The sequence below is a fragment of the Paenibacillus sp. SEL3 genome (assembly GCF_054602585.1).
In genome coordinates this window covers 4345001-4364265 of record NZ_CM137725.1, presented here as the reverse complement: position 1 = coordinate 4364265, position 19265 = coordinate 4345001, and the positions used below count along the sequence as shown (strand labels likewise).

Genomic DNA, 19265 nt, shown 5'->3' with positions numbered 1-19265 from the left:
CCCTTCTCCCCTTTCTTATTCAGTTCGAATGGGTGCCAGTAAGGTAACCGAGGTGTACTGACCCGGCTCGCTTGTCACGGACAGTCCATATTGCGGACCATAATGCCCAAGACGTTCATGTACATTGCGCAGTCCAAAGCCAATAGCACTTCCCCGCTCGGCATCTAGCGACTTCCGAATATCGTCCAGACGCTCGGCTCCAATACCGCCCCCATCATCACTGACCGTCAAACGCAACATATCCCCTTCCCTTGTGCCGGATAACATGATATAGCCATGGTCGGTGCGCCCTTTTAAACCGTGGTAAATAGCATTTTCGACGAGCGGCTGGAGGATTAGTTTGGGTACATAAAATCCGCAAATATCCTCCTCTACCTCGCAAATCCACTCGAACGAATTCCTAAACCTGAACTGCTGCACCTTCACATAGGCGCTTACATGCTCAACTTCCTGTCCCAAACTGATTTGCTCTCGGCCATAACTTAGTGAAATGCGAAAACATTTACCGAAGGCACCGATTACCTCTGCCATATCCCGTTGCCCATTCGCCAATGCCATTCCCTTCAGTGACTCCAGCGTGTTGTACAAAAAATGCGGATTAATCTGCGCCTGAAGCGCGCGGAACTCAGCCTGCTTACGCGACAGCAACGCTTCGTAGACCTGATCGTACAGTTCATGATTTTTTTGCATCATATGAAGAAAACGCTCCCCGATCTGCCCTACCTCATCCTTAGGATTAAAAACAACGGAAGTAGGAGCTTCGAAAGCTTGGGCTGAGCCTGTAGCATTCACACTCCCATCGACCGCCATTAATCGGCTCAATTGAAGCAGGGGGCGACGAATCGTGTCACTCAGCCGATAAGACAGCATCCAGCCCAGCATCAGTGCAACCAGAAAAGTCCAGATGGTCCAGGCACCAATTTTCCGCGCATCCTCGAACAGCACAGACTGATCGACTTTTTGCAGCAGCGTCCATTGTCCTTCATTTAACGGGCCGTAAGAGATCATCGTTTGGCGACCGTTCCATGTTCTCCAGTCCTTCGTAAGCACTGGCCTATCCACAGCCGATTTAGCAATCTGCCGCAATAGCGCTTGATCCGCAACGCTTTGCTCCGGCAATCGGTATACAGGCTCGCCCTCCTGATCCAGCACCCACATCTGGGTATTGCCGTCTGTCTCATGAAAAGCAAGCCCCCGAAACAGACTAGCCTTGTCGATTTCCAGCAGCAAAAATCCGAGGGGTGCGTAATCTCCAGTCGTTTTTCGAAGTAGCTTCCCCACATAGATGCGATCCCTCGCCATCCCGCGTCCTGATTCAAACGGCGAATGAGCCATCCACATCATGGGCCGCTCGGCGAGCAGGCGGCGATAGTACACACGTGCTTCCTCTAATGTAGGAAGGCCGCCAAAACGGACCGAAACATTCCCCTGATAGAGAGAATGCTTGAGCCCGCCATTGGCGGCATATATGAGAGAGGACGTGATATACGGCTTGGTCTGGGTTTGCGTACGGACAACCATACTGAGTGTTTCATCGTTCCGTAAATATTCATAATCATCTTCCGGCTTGGTCTCCAGCATGGACTGCACATCAGGATTGCTGAGAATGGCATTGGTCAGGTCATTCAAATCGGAAAGCGTCGCATTGACGTAATTTTCACTCATTTGCCGAGACTGCATAGCTAATGCTTCTGATTTCTCACCGATGGAATGGGCCGCGATCCGGTAAAAGGTAAAGGTCAATACCACCATCGGAATGACGGTGAGTACCAGCGTCAGTACAATAAATTTCCCACGGATTGTAGGAATCCCGGCGAACTTTTGACGACCCCGGCCTCCCATTCATCTGTCTCCCTTACACATAGGGTGGGAGCCATTCCCCGTGCGCTGCGATCAGGTCATCACACAGAGAAACGATATCATCTATGGACAGCTCTGCGGACGTGTGCGGGTCCAACATAGCAGCATGATAAATGTGCTCCTTTTTCCCGGTGATTGCAGCTTCAATCGTTAACAGCTGGGTATTAATATTCGTCCGGTTCAGTGCAGCACATTGGGGTGGCAAATCCCCGACAAAGGTTGGCGTAACCCCGTTACGATTCACCAGACAAGGTACCTCTACACAGGCTTCCTTCGGCAGATTGGTAATTAAGCCTGTGTTCATCACATTGCCACCAATGGCAAAAGGCTGATTCGTTTCGATCGCCTCAAATATATAAGAGGCATACTCGTTTGACCGTTCATGACGCAAATCCTGATCGCCCAAAAGCTCCTCACGCATCGTTTCCCATCGTGCAATCTGGTTCACACAGCGGCGCGGGTATTCATCCAAAGGAATATTGAAGCGCTCGATCAGCTCAGGGTATGCCCGTTTGATAAAATACGGATGATATTCCGCATTATGCTCGGACGATTCTGTAATGTAATAGCCGAATTTTAGCATCATTTCAAAGCGTACCATATCATGATGCTTTTCCTGCTGTTTAGCGGCGGCTCGTTTTTTAATCTCAGGATATAAATCTACACCATCCTTGCTCACTTCGAGCAGCCACGCCATATGATTGATGCCTGCGATTTTTGCCTTTACACCTTCCTGCTCCAGCCCAAGGCTTTTGAACAGCTCCGGTATACACGCCTGCACGCTATGACACAGCCCTACCGTACGGACACCGCCATAAACGTTCATTACATTCGTCAGCACTGCCATCGGATTGGTGTAGTTGAGAAACCAAGCATCCGGGCACACCTCACGCACGTCTGCCGCAAAATCGAGCATTACCGGAATCGTGCGTAAATTGCGGAAAATGCCACCAATGCCGACCGTATCGGCAATCGTTTGGCGCAGACCGTATTTTTTGGGAATTTCAAAATCCGTAATTGTACACGGATCATAGCCACCCACCTGGATGGCATTTACCACATAAGTTGCTCCACGCAGTGCTTCCTTGCGGTCAGTGTAGGAGCGGATCACACAGGTGCTCCCTGTTGTTTTTTTCAAATTGGATAAAATATTTTCTGAATCTTTCAGCCTTACGGGGTCAATATCGAACAACGCTAGTTCAAAGCCCTGCAAAGCAGGCGTCAACATACAATCGCCAAGCACATTTTTAGCAAATACCGTACTGCCTGCACCCAGAAATGTAATCTTGCTCATACTTTTCCCCCATTCACATTTTGTTCGCAGCTTTGCACTCCAAATGCAAGGATACCCACCGCCACTCTCCCCTTTATAGGAGGAAAGTGACGATGGGAAAAATTAGTCATGACTATGCGTTGTTGCCGCCCATTCAGAATACCCCCGCTGATTTAGCGGAGCTGACAGGTCGAGGCGGTAAGGCAGATGTTACCGGGGATGTCGTAGTTGGCGGGGTTACTGAATTCTCCGGGCCAACCGGTGTTACCGATGGAACCGCAGCCCCTGCCTCAATCACGGTTACCTTCGCCATTGCCTTTAACTCTGTCCCTTCTACTTTGCCCTTCAACTCAAACGAACCTGGAGCAGCATATTGTGCAGGGTCTATATCCTCCCATTCCACAGCCACCCATTTAGTGGAGCCTTCGCCATACGTAGCTTCCACTACGCTTGGCAGTTCGGGTTTTTCACCCGTACGAGTCGTCACGTTTACTTCTTTTAAAGCCGTAATTTTCTCGACTCCCGTTAGGCTTTGTGCTGTACCGGAGACCAAACCTGCTACCTCAGAAGCATTCAAAGCACGGCTGTAGATCCGGAATTCATCCACCAGACCATTGAAATAAGGATCAGGGTACTGAGATTTGCCGATAAAATTATTTTTGGTCTGTCCCAGACTGGTAGGATTCAGGGTCAAGTTGGTATTGCGTCCCACTTCTTTTCCATCCACGTATAAAATACCTGTGGAACCTGAAAGCGTGACCGCAACATGCTTCCATACGCCTGTCGGCAGTACAGGGCCTTCAATCGTCTGCTCCTGTCCCTGCCCGTTGCCTTGATTGGTAATGGCAAACAGCATGGTATTTCCTGCTTTAGGCGTCAGGAACATATATTCATTCGTCCCGGAGCCGAAGTCAAAGATCCGTACATAATCGCTCAGGCTGTTCGCTTTGACCCAGCCGGATACGGTCAATTGCTGTGCACGACTGACAATACCCGCCGGAAGCTGCACGTAGCTGTCCTTGCCGTTCAGGCTGACAGCATTGCCTGTTTTACCCGCAGCCCATGCAGCCGTTCCCTTCACGGCAGCATCATTGCCACTGTCCGATGAATCCGCAACTACAGAACCGCTTGTTTCATCAAACTTGTAAACTGCAAGCTGTTCAAGTAACGGAGCGGCCGGTTCAGCTACCACCGTTACTTTAGCCTCCGCTGACAACTGAGAATCGCTGGCTGTCAGCTTGAACACATACGTTCCCGGCTCGGAAACGTCCACCTTCGTGCGAAGCGATGTTTTGCTGCTGAATGTGACCTTCGCGTCCTGCGGTCCTTCAACCAGACTCCATTCGCTCGTCACCTTGCCTTGTGGAAGTCCATCATCCGTAGCTGTGCCTTTCAGAATGATCTGATCTGGCAGCTTCACCTTCGAATCTTTGCCAGCATCCACGGCAGGTGCTTTGTTTGGATCAGGTGTGGTCGGTGTCAGCTCTACCGTGTAGGAGGATGCTGTACCCATCTCCAATTTAAGCTTGTTGGAAGGCGCATATGCATTAAACTTCCCTTGTGATTGACCGCCTACTTTAACCAAATACGTTCCTTTCTTCAAACCGTCAAATGTAACGTACGTAGAATGAGCTTGGCCTGGCGTTTGATTTTTCAACTGAAGCCATACATAATCCTTGGAAGTTGCCAGCTTGGCTTCTGTATACTGATCCTTTTCCAGCTCGATATACATCTTTTCCGTAATCAGATTGATTCGCTTGAACAAACCGTCCAGCGGCTTGATCGTATACACGTTGCCACTTTTGCTCACCTCTGCACCGTAGCCCGTCAATCCAAAAATCGGATCCATCGCGATATCAGCGCTTAAGGTTTTGAGCGCACCGAACAATCCGAGATCAGCCTCACCACTCATGCCGCGCCAGCCGTTAAAGAGCGGAACATTTTTACCGCCGCCAGTGCCATTCGTGCCGTTATTGCCTTTTTCCGCTTGATATGTCCATGCGACCGCCCCGATGTTTTCAGGGTCCGAGCTGATTTGCCCGGAGTTAATCGCTCCGACATTGGCAATTTTAGCTGCATAGGACAACCGTTGTTGTTCCTCACGGTGATTGTCCTCATGATGGCGAATCCAGTCATCCATCGCATATCCAGCAAGCGAAGTCGTGTACTGGAAGTTAAACCAGTTCTCCCCGGTAATCGTCACCGGATCGGTGTAGTAGTACCATACAGGCATGTGACCGCGTGCCGCACGGGTTTTGGCATTGATTTTACCCATCATTTCCAGGGCTTTACTTTGCTCGCCCTCTGTATCTATATTCTGCTTGGCTAACGTATATACAGCTTCTTCCCCTGTATTGTCATAGCTATATTCAGAACCATAAGGATACTTTGTATTTTTAAAATTGTTATATTTACGATCCATTTTTTCCTTAAGATCATTCGCTTCATCATCATAGCCTTCATCATGAAGTGCCTGAATAATATCCGGTGTGGTCAGTTCGCCCATCAAACCTGTTTCCCAGTTGTACGCGACTGGCCCTTCATACAATGCTTTGAAAATGTTATACGCCCGCAGCAAATACGTTTCCTTTGGATGCTTGTAAGTAACAAGATCCGGGTATTCCTTGGCAATCTTGTACATGCTGAAATACGTGTTGTATACATGCGGATACGCATACCCTCGATAGGTCGGTGTATCATTCGGCTCTGGCATCAAGAAATCATGAATTAAATAATCCTCATGGTGTCCGCTCATCAGATTCGTCCAGATCGCCGTTTCCAAATAATCGTCTACTGCCCGCACCTCTTTGGCGACCGGAGACAGTGTGTTTTTCTCAGCCAGGAACTGTCCATGCGTCAGACCCCAATCGTCTCCCCAGCCCCAATAGCCGTTGAAAATGTTCCGTTTGGATTTGGTATGCATCATCCAATCGTCAAATACCTTGTCGCGCAGATCACCCGGTACATTCCATTGGGTTTTGTCGACCATAAATGTAGCGTGCCGTTGCAGTGCTTGATCAATCGGCTCGATGGCATAGAACTGTAACACCGTTTTATTACCGTTGCCGTATTCTACCGTGATGAAGTTCGGTCCCAGCTTAGTAAATTTCAATTCATAAATGTGGTGTCCTCCAGCCTTGCTATCCGTCTCTGGAATAACGGTTCCGTCGGGATAGGTTACTTTGCTGATCGCCTGCTTGGAGCGCAGGTCCACCTTCGCCTTTTGATTCGTAGGCACGATCATGCCGGGTACGACTGTTGTATCCACCAAGTTTTCTTGGTACAACGTATCTTTTACATCATGCTCGTCCTTCACAGCCAGAAACTTGAAGCCATAGTTTTTGCTTTGACCGGGATTCAGGATCAGGCTTGTATTGGGCAAATAGCCCCGGTTAGTGGACTTGATGACATTGGAATGAATATAAAATACATTCAGCCCTTCCAGCCATTTACCTTCGTTGGCCGGATTCCAGGCCCATTTGCTGCCCGGATGCTCCTCATCCCGCCAGTGATCCTGATATTCAAAACCCGCACCTGTTGTCGAATCAGGAATCAGCAAAAGGGAAGAGCCAATGCCGCTGGGACGCCCAGCTGTAATATAGGAGCTGTTATTGCCGACAAAGGAATGCGTCACCACTCTAGTTTCGTAGATCGCATCACCATTAGTCCATTGCTCATTGAAAGGCAGAGGCAAACCGAAATCGCCAATCTCCAATTTTTTCCCACTTGTATTCTGTACCTGTATATTCCACAACACCGAACCATTCGACTCTGCCGAATACGTTTCGATGACTTTAAAATTGCGTATGCCTTCTGCATTAGTAGAATTCTCGTACGTGACAGTGACACGGTTACCACTAGTTGTGATCTTGCGTGCGTCAGCCGACTTGTTCGTCCATGCTTTTGTCCAGCTACCTCCATCCAATCGGTACGTGAACATCAGCTCCCCTAGCCACTGATGATCTGCGGTGTTCTGCTCAGGTGTAACCGTTGCATTCATCACATATTCAGTCGGGAAAGCATCTCCTTTGATACGTATGGATGAGATTTCTCCATGCTCGCCTGTCTGAATCGTTAGCTTGTCATTGGATAGTTCATGGGCCTCTGCCGTATGCACTCCAAACAACACAGACGCTGTGGTTAAAAATAAAAACGCCGCCAATATTCCCTTAAATTTCATCAACACGGCCTCCTTTTGGATTTCGGGGTCCTGATTTGCTTGCCAATCACCTGAAGTCTCTTCATTTCGCCGCAACCTCCTTGGAAATGTAAGCGTTACAACTCTATTGTACAAATCCTTGTCCACTGGTAAAATCAACATTTTCAACCGATTTATATAGGATTTCAACCTTTCGAGACCACCACTTTATCATTGAACTATCGTTTCTCGTTAGTTCAATGTTTTAATTCTACTTTAGTCCCAAAAATTTAATTTCAGTAATTATATGTTTCTCGCTGAGGGTGCTTATCTATAGACTGGATTACAAAACGCATTTCTACTTTGATGCGAAATCCATTTCTTGGCTAGATCGATACCTTGACGGAGACGATGCTGGAACAGAGAAGTAAATAAGTTTACTAAGGAAACCGCAGAATGCATGACAGGAATGTCATACCTTGCAGTTTCTTTTATAAGATTCGCTTCTGCTGCCAGAAGTAGAGTATAGTAGGAGTAGTTGAAAAAATATTCCAGGAGGCTACAGCCATGTCACAGGATATCTGGATTAACCTGCCGGTCAAAGATGTTGAGAGGTCAACTGCCTTTTTCAATGAGATTGGATTCCATGCGGTGAGCGTTGGTAACGAGAGATCCAAGCTTGCCATAGGCCAAACAACGATTCTGCTGTTCCCGGATGCGGCGTTTGAGCAATTCACAGGTTCAAAAACCGCAGATACTTCCAATACCGCAGAAGTAATATTTTCCATTGGCGCTGAAAGCAGAGAAGAAGTAGATGCCTTTATTCAAAAAGTAGAGTTTGCCGGAGGAAACATCTTTGGCAAGCCGAGTGAAATTGACGGCTGGATGTACGGCGCAGGATTTGCCGACCTGGATGGTCACCGCTGGAACCTGCTGTACATGGATGAGAGCAAAATGCCGAAACGCTAATATGAAAACGCCGGTCACCTGCTTAAGGTCACCGGCGTTTTTTACACCCCTATAATCTCATATCAGTAATTCAAATCAAAATGGTTGCTTAGAAGGAAAAATTCGTGGGTTAAACTTATACAAATCACCTGGGTTAGCCCGTATTAATTTATTGGTCTTACATAAATAATCAATATTAACGCATATTTGAACTAACCTGCCCGTTAGTTGAACCCCGAATTAAATTAAGTTTTGCTTACATTCCGTAAAAGTATTTCCCTAATACTAAGGATTTTATATGCAAAAAGTAACTTTGAACAATGGGATTGAGATGCCTATACTCGGTTTTGGTGTTTATCAGATCCAAGATGCAAATGAATGTGAACAAAGCGTTTATGACGCTATTATGGCAGGCTATCGGCTGATTGATACCGCTGCCTCTTATCTAAATGAAGAAGCAGTTGGCAGAGCGATCAAACGTAGTGGCGTGGCAAGAGAGGAGTTATTTATCACTACGAAACTTTGGGTTCAGGATACTGGTTATGAGCGTACAAAAAAGGCATTTGAAAAATCACTGGAAAACGCACCTATTCAACCAGCAAATTGAACATGCAAAATTTACGAAAGAGAATAATGTTCAGATCGAATCCTGGGCGCCTTTTGCTGAAGGGAAAAACAACTTGTTCCAGCATGAAATATTGGTATCCATAGCTGAAAAGTATAATAAATCCATTGCTCAGGTGGTTTTACGCTGGTTGGCACAAAGAGAAGTTGTTGTGATTCCAAAGTCTGTTCGTAAAGAGAGAATTATCGAAAACTTCGATATCTTTGACTTTGAGTTAAGCCAAGAGGATATGAAGTCGATTACTACGTTAGATACGAAACAGAGCCTGTTCTTTTCACATCGCGATCCTGACATGGTGAAATGGATCGATACCCGTAAACTCGATATCTAACCCTCTTTCAAAAGATCACCCGTAGGTTTTGATTACGCCAAAAGAACCAACAATTTAGGGTAAACGTAAACCTAATTGAAACCGCCCATCCAATAACCGGATGGGCGGTTTTTACATACTACTTCTCCTTCTCCTGCTCCTTTATCACCTGCTCAATCCCCAACAGAATCAGCTTCAAGCCGAACTCAAACGCCCCGTCGGTTCCCATCAGATTGAACAGCCCGTTCGTGAACATCCTCCGAAACAGTCCCACATCCGTCTCGCTCATGGAGTCCAGAAGGCGAATCATCTCCTCACCCGGATGCGCTTTCTGGTCCTTAAAGATAGCGGAGACATTGCGCTCATGCTGATAATCGTCTAGAACGAAATAGAAGACATAGTTCACAAGCGTAGTAACCACTTGCATTTTCTGCTCTTGCTCAAGCGGCGTCGATTCCACGCAGAGCAGCATACGGTTGGTGAACCGGATGATGTCCGGTTCGTGGGGCAGCGTCATCATCATGAGCTGCGTGGAGCAGGGATATCGGCTGAGCACGTTCCGTACCGTTACCGCAAGCCCCGTCAGCTGCTCCTTCCATTCCCCCTCGGAGTGGAACTCTTCCAGAATCATTTTCGATACCTGGTTGGCCAGACGCTGGTAGAGATGCTGTTTGCTCTTGAAGTACCAGTACAGAGAGGGAGCCTGAATCCCTAACCTATCGGCCAATCGTCTCATGCTTAATTTCTCGATGCCCTCCTCTCCAAGAAGCTCCCACGAGGTTTCCAAAATCTTATCCTCCGAAATCTGAGGTTGCTGCTTTTTCATGTCATCCGCCCTTTTATCTAACAGTGTAAGTTTATGCTTTACAGGTTCATTGGTTCATGATACCATCTAACACTGTAAGTCACAACCTAACAGTGTTAGACTGAAAGGCAAAATAAATAGAGAAAGTAGTGATCCGCATGGATGCAGAAAACCTCCATTACTTTGAAAAAGCACCGGTCGCAAAAGCCGTAGCTCACTTCGCTATACCCATGATGCTAGGCACGTCAATGAGTGTCATTTATTCCATCTTGAATGCCTATTTCCTTGGTACACTTCACAATACTGCCATGTTAACCGCACTCGCACTGACCCTGCCGTTATTCGCAATCATTATGGCGCTAGGCAATTTGATTGGCATGGGTAGCGGTACATTCATCTCCCGTTTGCTAGGAGAGAAAAAATATGATGAGGTAAAGCATGTGTCTTCATTTGCCTTTTACAGCAGTTTAGTTCTCGGTCTTATCGTGATGGCCGTGGGTCTCCCGTTGATCAATCCAATCGTTCATGGCCTGGGAGCAACGTCTGACTCCTTCGGATTCACGAAGGACTATGTCACGATTATGCTTATTGGCTCACCATTCGTCGTATTATTCTTCACACTGGAGAATATCGTGCGTTCGGAGGGCGCAGCAATCACGTCGATGATCGGTATGATTCTCAGTGTTGTTATAAATATTATTCTCGACGCGTTAGTCATCTTCGTGCTCCATTGGGATGTGATCGGCGTTGCGTCTGCTACGGTCATTTCTAACTTGGTTGCGAGTGCATTCTACGCCTTCCATATGGGATATAAGAGCCAATTCTTAACCGTCTCCGTAAAATGGTTCAAGGCTACCAAGGACATTCTGAGCAATGTATTCAAAATCGGAGTTCCTGTCTTTATTATGAGTATCTTTTTGGGTGCAATGTCGCTCATCTTTAACCATTTTCTTGTCGAATACGGGGATCAGGCAGTAGCGGCTTACGGAATTTCATCACGTTTATTGCAATTTCCTGAGTTTATTCTGATGGGCTTATGCGAGGGAGTCGTGCCGTTGATTGCCTTCTCATTCACAGCGAATAAATTACGCATGAAGAATACCATTGGATTTACGATCAAAGTGATTGTGGCGTTAGCAGTCGTATTTGGCATCATCGTCTATTTGATTTCCGACCACTTAATTGGTTTATTTACAAATGACTCGCAATTAATTGGAATGGGCAGCTACATTCTACATGTGACATTCCTATCCTTGTTCATTACAGGAATGACCACATTGTTTACCGGGATCTTCCAAGCATCAGCACAAGGAACTGCCGCGTTTATTATGTCAATTATTCAAGGAATTACTCTGATTCCTGTGTTGTTTATCGCCAATCAAATGAACGGCTTCCACGGGGTGGTCTGGTCGCTTGTCATTGCGGATGCGGTCGCATTCCTTGTTGGTGCCATCATGTTGTATGTTTTGCGGACCAAATTGCAGCCAGAATTGGATAAGTTAGTACAGTAGAAAACATATAACACCCAAGAAGGCAGGATAGGACACTCCCCGACCCTGCCTTTTTTAGGTATATGGACGGGGAATAGGGCAATTGTCATTTTAAAAAGGAAAATGCCCCCTACCTGCACGATCTTGCTTATTCAGCGCCCCCATCGCCACACTCATCGGAAAGTTCTTACCTCTGAAGATCGTCGTTCCCAGCGCAAACTTCGAGACGAGCAAATCCGTGCCTCCTAATCCCTTATATCTCACTTTTCAACGCTACTGTATTAACCTGTACTGCCCGTTACTTCCATGAAAGAGGGAGCATTTGCCGCGGCAGTGTGCTCCCTGTTCTAAATTCAAATATCGTTTCCCGTTAGTTGAATCATTTCTGTGATTGATCCACCTTGTAGATTCTTCTGGGATGGCGGCCTGTGCAACCTGCACTGATCCACGACCTCGAACAGTCTCACTACTTCAACAACTGATTGGAGACGAGACCGAGAATCGATCATGGGCCGCTTAATAAAGCACTTGAGAAAAGCGAAGATAGACATGGACTAACAACAACATGTATGAAATAGAAGTTTGGATATTAAAACAAAATCAACACGAGTGCATACCACACTAAGTGTTGTTACCTTCATTCGCAGCAAACTATTCTGGCTAATCGTATTGTTAGGTCACTTCGCACAAGGAAATTTTTCATCTTCACTTATGGTATGGTTCACCGCGTTGGCTGAAAAGGCAAGTTCTCAAAAAAATAGTCTCCTTATCAGAGACTACCCGCGATCTTCCTGTTTGATAATCATACGATAAGCGGTAGCTTTTCATCATTCTTTCAAAAAAGGGCAATCCTTTTACGGGATAGCCCTTTCTTTAATTTCACTTTTTTGCAAAGAGAATAAGGTGCTGGATTCCTCCATTTGCGCTTTTGCTTACTTTAATATTGTCCTTTAATTACAAAAAACGAACCCCGAATTGTTCCAGCTAGTTTAGACTTCTGCCTAGCAAACTTAAACTTCCCTTCTAGCTCCTTTGGTACCTCCATCCCCTCAGAAAGCTTAAAACCAACAGCCCGCTTTTTAGGGTCATCCACCGTATACATGACATTGATTGCAAGACCATCCTCATAAAAAACGTAGGTAAATCGGATATTTTCCACTTGAAAACGCGACGTTTCTAAAGGTTTAGCCGCAAACGCAATATCACGTTCTTCTCTCAAAATTCGGTTCACATAATCAAGGCTCTCCTGGCTTTCGCTAGCTGGTACAACCGTAAATTCATACTTGTACTTGTTCATAAAATAACGGGCTTCATTAGCACGTAAACCAGCAAGCGCTTCTGCTACAGGTGAAGACTCTAAACCAACCGTAGATACATCTTTAAAATCAACGAGATACGACATTTCCATTCCTCCTATTCTCTCTTTACGCCCTAACAGCTTCCGCATTTCACCAAAATCAAATTCATTTCTCAAGTTGTTGTAGAAACATCCTTATAGCCAGACTTCAAATTAATTCTCTTATCTACCACATAGTATACCAAAATTGATTCAAGAGAAGATTTTGAATGGCGAATTTGTTAGTTTGTTAAATAGTGTTCACATAGACTGGTATTCACAAACACCGCTTTAAATATTCGACCAGCGAGATAATACGATACTGCCTATAGTTCCTCGAGGTCGGGAAATTAAGGACTCAGAGTATGTCCTACCAAAAAACTCTCGGCCTGTGTCCTGTACTTCCATTAAGGAGGTTCAGATTCACAAGCCAAAGATATTTTCATTCATGATGGTGGCCGTTAGTCCATGTTTGTTTGGGAAAGACCCTCTGCATGGAAGGGGGCGTACCCGCATACATAAACCAAATGAGTACGATACCTATCTATCATGAATATATAGATGCATGGCTGAAGAATCATATCGTGCCTGTAATTGTGCTAAACTTTGTAACGGTTATACACGAGCGCCAAATGAAAAAAATCGCCGGGGACGACAAGTTGTTGCGGCAGATGATCGCGGCTATGGACGAAGGCTTTCGCATGTTAGAGGCCTTACGGTATCCGCAAACGACCGGCGTTGATGCGCCTTTTTACGAAAATTTATCATAAGATGCCGATCAGCCGACTGGTTGACGGATCCGTAGGGGAAATCGTAGCTTTGAGCCGTGTGTTTCACCTTTGGAAGAAACAGATCCGGGTCCCTCCCCCCCAACTGGGATGAGTTGGAAAAGCGTTTTGAAGCCAAGGTCAACCGTTCATAACTTTTACCCTAGGAGTAATCAACCGAGGATGATCCTAGTTCTACAAAGAAGACTTTGAGCATTATAAAACAAGGGGCGTTTAGTTGCTTGAATCTTTGAAACTTAACACGACAGCATAACACGTTTACCGGTCTATATATTCAAATTAAGCTGCAGTTCCAAACCGCATTGGATCAGATATCCCCTGAATACAAAGGTGTTTATCGGGGATCTTCATTGAAGGTACGAACACCCGTACAGCAACTATTTATCCAGCAGCAATAAATACAGAGTTGTTGACTACCATCACAGATAAGAATACTTTAAAAGGTGCAACTGCATTGTATGAACAACATGGTATTTCACCTGATCGAGTTGCCAATGTTGTTGCGTTCGCGATTGATCAGCCAGAAGATACGAACGTTAATGAGTTTACAATTGGACCAACAAGTCAACCTTGGTAAGTTCATCTTCTAAAGCGCAAAAGTCTGTCGAGTTTCCCAACAGACTTTTGTGCTTTCTGTGTTGAGTTGGTGAAGTAAACTTAAAACTAACTTGTCCGTTAGTTTAATAAAAAGAGCAGACTTGAAGCGCCTGCTCAACATTGTGTGTTATTTAACTATCGTTCCTCGTTAGTTGTACGCCCTATCTTAATAACGCAAAAGAACGGAGGAGATTGCCTTGGGGTTTCTACTGCTTGTGATGTCGATAGAAATAGTTTAAAAGTAAAAAAGGAGAGATGGCATAAAAATAAGCCATCTCTCCTTTTTCATCTATATAAAGCGGGTAATGGGAATCGGACCCACGCTACCAGCTTGGAAGGCTGAGTTTTACCATTGAGCTACATCCCGAAATAGATGCCGGTGAGAGGACTCGAACCTCCACGGTTTCCCTCACGATTTTGAGTCGCGCGCGTCTGCCAATTCCGCCACACCGGCTTATGAAGTTAATGGCGTCCCCTGAGAGATTCGAACTCCCGACCTTTTGATTCGTAGTCAAACGCTCTATCCAGCTGAGCTAAGGGGACTAATAAATGGAGCGGACGACGGGAATCGAACCCGCGACCCTCGCCTTGGCAAGGCGATGCTCTACCGCTGAGCCACGTCCGCAAAAACAAGATGCGCGTGGAGGGACTTGAACCCCCACGTCAAAGACGCTAGATCCTAAGTCTAGTGCGTCTGCCAATTCCGCCACACGCGCATACAATGATAATGGTGAGCCATGAAGGACTCGAACCTTCGACACCCTGATTAAAAGTCAGGTGCTCTACCAACTGAGCTAATGGCTCGTAAAACTGGTGGAGGATGATGGATTCGAACCACCGAACCCGTAAGGGAGCAGATTTACAGTCTGATGCGTTTGGCCGTTTGGCCACTCCGCTAATCCTCCAATATGGTGCCGGCGAGAGGACTTGAACCCCCAACCTACTGATTACAAGTCAGTTGCTCTACCAGTTGAGCTACACCGGCGTATTAAGTTAAATGGCGGAACCGACGGGATTCGAACCCGCGATCTCCTGCGTGACAGGCAGGCATGTTAGGCCTCTACACCACGGTTCCAGAGGGAATTTCCTTAGTTGAAGTAATTGCGGGGGCAGGATTTGAACCTGCGACCTTCGGGTTATGAGCCCGACGAGCTACCGAACTGCTCCACCCCGCGACAGTAATAAATATTTATTTTTCAAATGGTGGAGGCTGAGGGGCTCGAACCCCCGACCCTCTGCTTGTAAGGCAGATGCTCTCCCAGCTGAGCTAAGCCTCCATACTGCTTATGACCCGTAGGGGATTCGAACCCCTGTTACCTCCGTGAAAGGGAGGTGTCTTAACCCCTTGACCAACGGGCCATATATCTATTATTAAGAGCTGGCGGAGAGAGAGGGATTCGAACCCTCGAGACGCTTTTGGCGCCTACACGATTTCCAATCGTGCTCCTTCGGCCAACTCGGACACCTCTCCACATGGCTCCCCGAACAGGACTCGAACCTGTGACAACTCGATTAACAGTCGAGTGCTCTACCAACTGAGCTATCAGGGAATATTGGTGGAGCCAAGGGGGATCGAACCCCTGACCTCCTGCGTGCAAGGCAGGCGCTCTCCCAGCTGAGCTATAGCCCCATCTAAAAAATCAATTTTGTATGTATAATCAATAGCCTGATAGGCGAAAAAAAATCCCCATTATGGGGTTGCTTGGCGACGTCCTACTCTCCCAGGACCCTGCGGTCCAAGTACCATCGGCGCTGGAGGGCTTAACGGTCGTGTTCGGGATGGGTACGTGTGGAACCCCTCCGCTATCGCCACCAAACATGAATTTGCTATGCAAATTCTATCGTACGGTTATTCACTTCACGACATATCGTGTGAACGAATAGCCATGCATTTGTTGTATGTCACTTGTACATACCTTCAAGGTTACACCCTGAAAACTGGATCCGAAACTTATTGCGTTTTATCTTAGGATAAGCCCTCGACCGATTAGTATTGGTCAGCTCCATGCATTACTGCACTTCCACCCCCAACCTATCTACCTCGTCGTCTTCAAGGGGTCTTACTAATTGGGAAATCTCATCTTGAGGGGGGCTTCACGCTTAGATGCTTTCAGCGCTTATCCCTTCCGTACATAGCTACCCAGCGGTGCTCCTGGCGGAACAACTGGTACACCAGCGGTACGTCCATCCCGGTCCTCTCGTACTAAGGACAGCTCCTCTCAAATTTCCTACGCCCACGACAGATAGGGACCGAACTGTCTCACGACGTTCTGAACCCAGCTCGCGTACCGCTTTAATGGGCGAACAGCCCAACCCTTGGGACCTACTTCAGCCCCAGGATGCGATGAGCCGACATCGAGGTGCCAAACCTCCCCGTCGATGTGGACTCTTGGGGGAGATAAGCCTGTTATCCCCAGGGTAGCTTTTATCCGTTGAGCGATGGCCCTTCCATGCGGTACCACCGGATCACTAAGCCCGACTTTCGTCCCTGCTCGACTTGTAGGTCTCGCAGTCAAGCTCCCTTCTGCCTTTGCACTCTTCGAATGATTTCCAACCATTCTGAGGGAACCTTGGGGCGCCTCCGTTACTCTTTAGGAGGCGACCGCCCCAGTCAAACTGCCCACCTGACACTGTCCTCGCACCGGTTCACGGTACCAAGTTAGAACCTAGATACGATCAGGGTGGTATCCCAAGGATGCCTCCCCTCAAGCTGGCGCTCAAGGCTCAACGGCTCCCACCTATCCTGTACAGATCGTACCCAAATTCAATATCAAGCTGCAGTAAAGCTCCATGGGGTCTTTCCGTCTTGTCGCGGGTAACCTGCATCTTCACAGGTATTAAAATTTCACCGGATCTCTCGTTGAGACAGCGCCCAAGTCGTTACGCCATTCGTGCGGGTCAGAATTTACCTGACAAGGAATTTCGCTACCTTAGGACCGTTATAGTTACGGCCGCCGTTTACTGGGGCTTCGGTTCATAGCTTCGCCCCGAAGGGCTTACCACTCCCCTTAACCTTCCAGCACCGGGCAGGCGTCAGCCCGTATACTTCGCCTTGCGGCTTCGCACAGACCTGTGTTTTTGCTAAACAGTCGCTTGGGCCTTTTCACTGCGGCCCCCTCGGGCTATTCACCCTACCGAGGCACCCCTTCTCCCGAAGTTACGGGGTCATTTTGCCGAGTTCCTTAACGAGAGTTCTTCCGCGCGCCTTAGAATTCTCTTCTCGCCTACCTGTGTCGGTTTGCGGTACGGGCACCTTCTCCTGGCTAGAGGCTTTTCTTGGCAGTCTGAGATCATGACCTTCGCTACTACAATTTTCGCTCCCCATCACAGCCCAGCCTTACGATGTGCGGATTTGCCTACACATCAGCCTCACTGCTTAGACGGACATCCATCAGTCCGCGTCACTACCCTACTGCGTCACCCCATCGCTCATAACGGATTACGGTGGTACAGGAATTTCGACCTGTTGTCCTTCGACTACGCCTATCGGCCTCGCCTTAGGTCCCGACTTACCCTGAGCGGACGAACCTTCCTCAGGAACCCTTAGGCTTTCGGCGGATCTGATTCTCACAGATCTTTTCGTTACTCATACCGGCATTCTCACTTGAATGCAGTCCAGCGCTCCTTACGGTACACCTTCAACCCGCATTCAACGCTCCCCTACCCCTGATGCAAGCATCAAGCCATAGCTTCGGTGGTGTGTTTAGCCCCGTTACATTTTCGGCGCAGAGTCACTCGACCAGTGAGCTATTACGCACTCTTTCAATGGTGGCTGCTTCTAAGCCAACATCCTGGTTGTCTGTGCAACTCCACATCCTTTCCCACTTAACACACACTTGGGGACCTTAGCTGATGGTCTGGGCTGTTTCCCTTTCGACAATGGATCTTAGCACTCACTGTCTGACTCCCGGAACTAAATCTATGGCATTCGGAGTTTGACTGAGCTTGGTAACCCTTGCGGGCCCCGCACCCAATCAGTGCTCTACCTCCACGATTCTTCTTTCCGAGGCTAGCCCTAAAGCTATTTCGGGGAGAACCAGCTATCTCCGGGTTCGATTGGAATTTCTCCGCTACCCCCACCTCATCCCCGCATTTTTCAACATGCGTGGGTTCGGGCCTCCAGTGCGTGTTACCGCACCTTCACCCTGGACAGGGGTAGATCACCCGGTTTCGGGTCTACGTCCACGTACTCATTCGCCCTATTCAGACTCGCTTTCGCTGCGGCTTCAGCTCTTCACCTTAACCTTGCACGGGAACGTAACTCGCCGGTTCATTCTACAAAAGGCACGCCATCACCCATAGATCGGGCTCTGACTTCTTGTAAGCACACGGTTTCAGGATCTATTTCACTCCCCTTCCGGGGTGCTTTTCACCTTTCCCTCACGGTACTGCTTCACTATCGGTCGCCAGGGAGTATTTAGCCTTGGCAGATGGTCCTGCCGGATTCATACGGGGTTTCACGTGCCCCGCACTACTCGGGATCCGTCTCGGAGGGAACAAGTTTTGAACTACAGGGCTTTTACCTTCTCTGGCGGGCCTTTCCAGACCTCTTCATCTAACCGGTTCCTTTGTAACTCCATATGAGACGTCCCACAACCCCAAGGAGCAAGCTCCTTGGTTTGGGCTAATCCGCGTTCGCTCGCCGCTACTGACGGAATCACTATTGTTTTCTCTTCCTCAGGGTACTTAGATGTTTCAGTTCCCCTGGTCTGCCTCTATTCTGCCTATGTATTCAGCAGAAAGTGACTGTCGATGAAGACAGCCGGGTTTCCCCATTCGGACATCCCCGGATCAAAGCTTGCTTACAGCTCCCCGAGGCCTTATCGTTGTTCGCCACGTCCTTCGTCGGCTCCTGGCGCCTAGGCATCCTCCGTGTGCTCTTTGTAGCTTAACCTAGTATTTACATCGTAAATACGATTTGCTTTGAATTTCGGTTCAACACTTACGTGTGAATGGAATTCAAGGCAGCTACCTTTATTTCACTTGTTTACACAAGATCAGCTTAAAGGAATATTCTAAAACGCAATTTCGTTTCGGTATCCAGTTTTCAAGGTGCAATATTCTCTCCGGCTTTAACCCCGGAAAAATATCATAT

General features: G+C 47.6%; 9 protein-coding genes, 14 tRNA genes, 2 rRNA genes and 3 pseudogenes. 6 read left to right on the top strand and 22 right to left on the bottom strand.

The genetic code is table 11. The features are described from left to right. Positions 1–15: 15 nt before the first annotated feature. The 3 genes from ACYCS5_RS20125 to ACYCS5_RS20115 all read right to left on the bottom strand — a co-directional run bounded on the left by ACYCS5_RS20125 (position 16) and on the right by ACYCS5_RS20115 (position 7313). On the bottom strand, positions 16–1842 hold the full coding sequence (locus ACYCS5_RS20125; protein ID WP_029514792.1) for a sensor histidine kinase: 1827 nt from the start codon (positions 1840–1842) through the stop codon (positions 16–18). 13 nt (positions 1843–1855) lie between these two features. Continuing rightward, the gene (melA, locus tag ACYCS5_RS20120; protein WP_029514790.1) at positions 1856–3154 is read right to left on the bottom strand and encodes an alpha-glucosidase/alpha-galactosidase; all 1299 of its coding nucleotides are present in this window, start codon (positions 3152–3154) and stop codon (positions 1856–1858) included. Between the two features lie 133 nt (positions 3155–3287). After that, positions 3288–7313, bottom strand: a complete 4026-nt coding sequence (locus ACYCS5_RS20115; RefSeq protein WP_459760035.1) for a DUF5695 domain-containing protein — start codon at positions 7311–7313, stop codon at positions 3288–3290. Between the two features lie 525 nt (positions 7314–7838). Here ACYCS5_RS20115 and ACYCS5_RS20110 point away from each other — a divergent pair. Together ACYCS5_RS20110 and ACYCS5_RS20105 are read left to right on the top strand one after the other, a co-directional pair. Beyond that, positions 7839–8240 (top strand): VOC family protein, encoded by a 402-nt coding sequence (locus tag ACYCS5_RS20110; RefSeq protein WP_029514787.1) that lies wholly within the window; start codon positions 7839–7841, stop codon positions 8238–8240. Positions 8241–8517: 277 nt separating this feature from the next. Then, positions 8518–9175, top strand: a pseudogene (locus ACYCS5_RS20105) (aldo/keto reductase). Positions 9176–9293: 118 nt separating this feature from the next. Here ACYCS5_RS20105 and ACYCS5_RS20100 read toward each other — a convergent pair. Then, positions 9294–9980 carry a TetR/AcrR family transcriptional regulator gene (locus ACYCS5_RS20100; protein ID WP_069010312.1) on the bottom strand — a complete coding sequence of 229 codons (687 nt, stop codon included), beginning with the start codon at positions 9978–9980 and terminating at the stop codon, positions 9294–9296. A gap of 137 nt (positions 9981–10117) precedes the next feature. On the opposite strand from ACYCS5_RS20100, the gene ACYCS5_RS20095 reads away from it, so the two are divergent. Beyond that, the gene (locus tag ACYCS5_RS20095) at positions 10118–11470 is read left to right on the top strand and encodes an MATE family efflux transporter (protein WP_029514780.1); all 1353 of its coding nucleotides are present in this window, start codon (positions 10118–10120) and stop codon (positions 11468–11470) included. 90 nt (positions 11471–11560) lie between these two features. On the opposite strand, the gene ACYCS5_RS20090 is transcribed toward ACYCS5_RS20095, so the two are convergent. Both ACYCS5_RS20090 and ACYCS5_RS20085 read right to left on the bottom strand, forming a co-directional pair. Then, on the bottom strand, positions 11561–11713 hold the full coding sequence (locus ACYCS5_RS20090; protein ID WP_318628476.1) for a hypothetical protein: 153 nt from the start codon (positions 11711–11713) through the stop codon (positions 11561–11563). Positions 11714–12386: 673 nt separating this feature from the next. After that, positions 12387–12851: a hypothetical protein gene (locus ACYCS5_RS20085; RefSeq protein ID WP_029514777.1), complete on the bottom strand. Its 465-nt coding sequence runs from the start codon at positions 12849–12851 to the stop codon at positions 12387–12389. 461 nt (positions 12852–13312) lie between these two features. Between ACYCS5_RS20085 and ACYCS5_RS20080 the strand changes: the two genes are divergently transcribed. The 3 genes and pseudogenes from ACYCS5_RS20080 to ACYCS5_RS20070 form a co-directional block, all read left to right on the top strand. Next, entirely contained in the window at positions 13313–13555 is a 243-nt protein-coding gene (locus ACYCS5_RS20080) for a hypothetical protein (RefSeq protein WP_340954432.1), read from the top strand. A gap of 190 nt (positions 13556–13745) precedes the next feature. After that, positions 13746–13911, top strand: a pseudogene (locus ACYCS5_RS20075) (IS110 family transposase); the annotation flags it as partial. A 14-nt stretch (positions 13912–13925) separates the two neighbouring features. After that, positions 13926–14150 (top strand): annotated as a pseudogene (locus tag ACYCS5_RS20070) (oxidoreductase); the annotation flags it as partial. A 394-nt stretch (positions 14151–14544) separates the two neighbouring features. On the opposite strand, the gene ACYCS5_RS20065 reads toward ACYCS5_RS20070, so the two are convergent. The 16 genes from ACYCS5_RS20065 to ACYCS5_RS19990 all read right to left on the bottom strand — a co-directional run bounded on the left by ACYCS5_RS20065 (position 14545) and on the right by ACYCS5_RS19990 (position 19064). Next, positions 14545–14624 (bottom strand) — tRNA-Leu (locus ACYCS5_RS20065). A gap of 12 nt (positions 14625–14636) precedes the next feature. Further along, positions 14637–14713 (bottom strand) — tRNA-Arg (locus tag ACYCS5_RS20060). Between the two features lie 7 nt (positions 14714–14720). Beyond that, positions 14721–14795 (bottom strand) — tRNA-Gly (locus ACYCS5_RS20055). A gap of 10 nt (positions 14796–14805) precedes the next feature. Continuing rightward, positions 14806–14886: transfer RNA gene (locus ACYCS5_RS20050), tRNA-Leu, on the bottom strand. Positions 14887–14898: 12 nt separating this feature from the next. After that, positions 14899–14974 (bottom strand) — tRNA-Lys (locus ACYCS5_RS20045). 7 nt (positions 14975–14981) lie between these two features. Then, positions 14982–15075: transfer RNA gene (locus ACYCS5_RS20040), tRNA-Tyr, on the bottom strand. Between the two features lie 4 nt (positions 15076–15079). Then, positions 15080–15155, bottom strand: a tRNA-Thr gene (locus ACYCS5_RS20035). Between the two features lie 13 nt (positions 15156–15168). Beyond that, positions 15169–15245: transfer RNA gene (locus ACYCS5_RS20030), tRNA-Asp, on the bottom strand. A 26-nt stretch (positions 15246–15271) separates the two neighbouring features. Next, a tRNA-Met gene (locus ACYCS5_RS20025) sits at positions 15272–15345 on the bottom strand. Positions 15346–15371: 26 nt separating this feature from the next. After that, positions 15372–15447: transfer RNA gene (locus tag ACYCS5_RS20020), tRNA-Val, on the bottom strand. Positions 15448–15457: 10 nt separating this feature from the next. Then, positions 15458–15529 (bottom strand) — tRNA-Glu (locus ACYCS5_RS20015). 20 nt (positions 15530–15549) lie between these two features. Beyond that, positions 15550–15641: transfer RNA gene (locus ACYCS5_RS20010), tRNA-Ser, on the bottom strand. A 3-nt stretch (positions 15642–15644) separates the two neighbouring features. After that, positions 15645–15720: transfer RNA gene (locus tag ACYCS5_RS20005), tRNA-Asn, on the bottom strand. 4 nt (positions 15721–15724) lie between these two features. Further along, positions 15725–15800, bottom strand: a tRNA-Ala gene (locus ACYCS5_RS20000). 70 nt (positions 15801–15870) lie between these two features. Continuing rightward, a 5S ribosomal RNA gene (rrf, locus tag ACYCS5_RS19995) occupies positions 15871–15987 on the bottom strand. Between the two features lie 150 nt (positions 15988–16137). Continuing rightward, positions 16138–19064, bottom strand: a 23S ribosomal RNA gene (locus ACYCS5_RS19990). Positions 19065–19265 lie beyond the last annotated feature (201 nt).

Coding starts and splice junctions, on each gene's coding strand:
- ACYCS5_RS20085 (WP_029514777.1), bottom strand. CDS start 12,851: ATGTCGTATCTCGTTGATTTTAAAGATGTATCTACGGTTGGTTTAGAG.
- melA (WP_029514790.1), bottom strand. CDS start 3,154: ATGAGCAAGATTACATTTCTGGGTGCAGGCAGTACGGTATTTGCTAAA.
- ACYCS5_RS20080 (WP_340954432.1), top strand. CDS start 13,313: ATGAGTACGATACCTATCTATCATGAATATATAGATGCATGGCTGAAG.
- ACYCS5_RS20100 (WP_069010312.1), bottom strand. CDS start 9,980: ATGAAAAAGCAGCAACCTCAGATTTCGGAGGATAAGATTTTGGAAACC.
- ACYCS5_RS20095 (WP_029514780.1), top strand. CDS start 10,118: ATGGATGCAGAAAACCTCCATTACTTTGAAAAAGCACCGGTCGCAAAA.
- ACYCS5_RS20110 (WP_029514787.1), top strand. CDS start 7,839: ATGTCACAGGATATCTGGATTAACCTGCCGGTCAAAGATGTTGAGAGG.
- ACYCS5_RS20125 (WP_029514792.1), bottom strand. CDS start 1,842: ATGGGAGGCCGGGGTCGTCAAAAGTTCGCCGGGATTCCTACAATCCGT.
- ACYCS5_RS20115 (WP_459760035.1), bottom strand. CDS start 7,313: ATGAAATTTAAGGGAATATTGGCGGCGTTTTTATTTTTAACCACAGCG.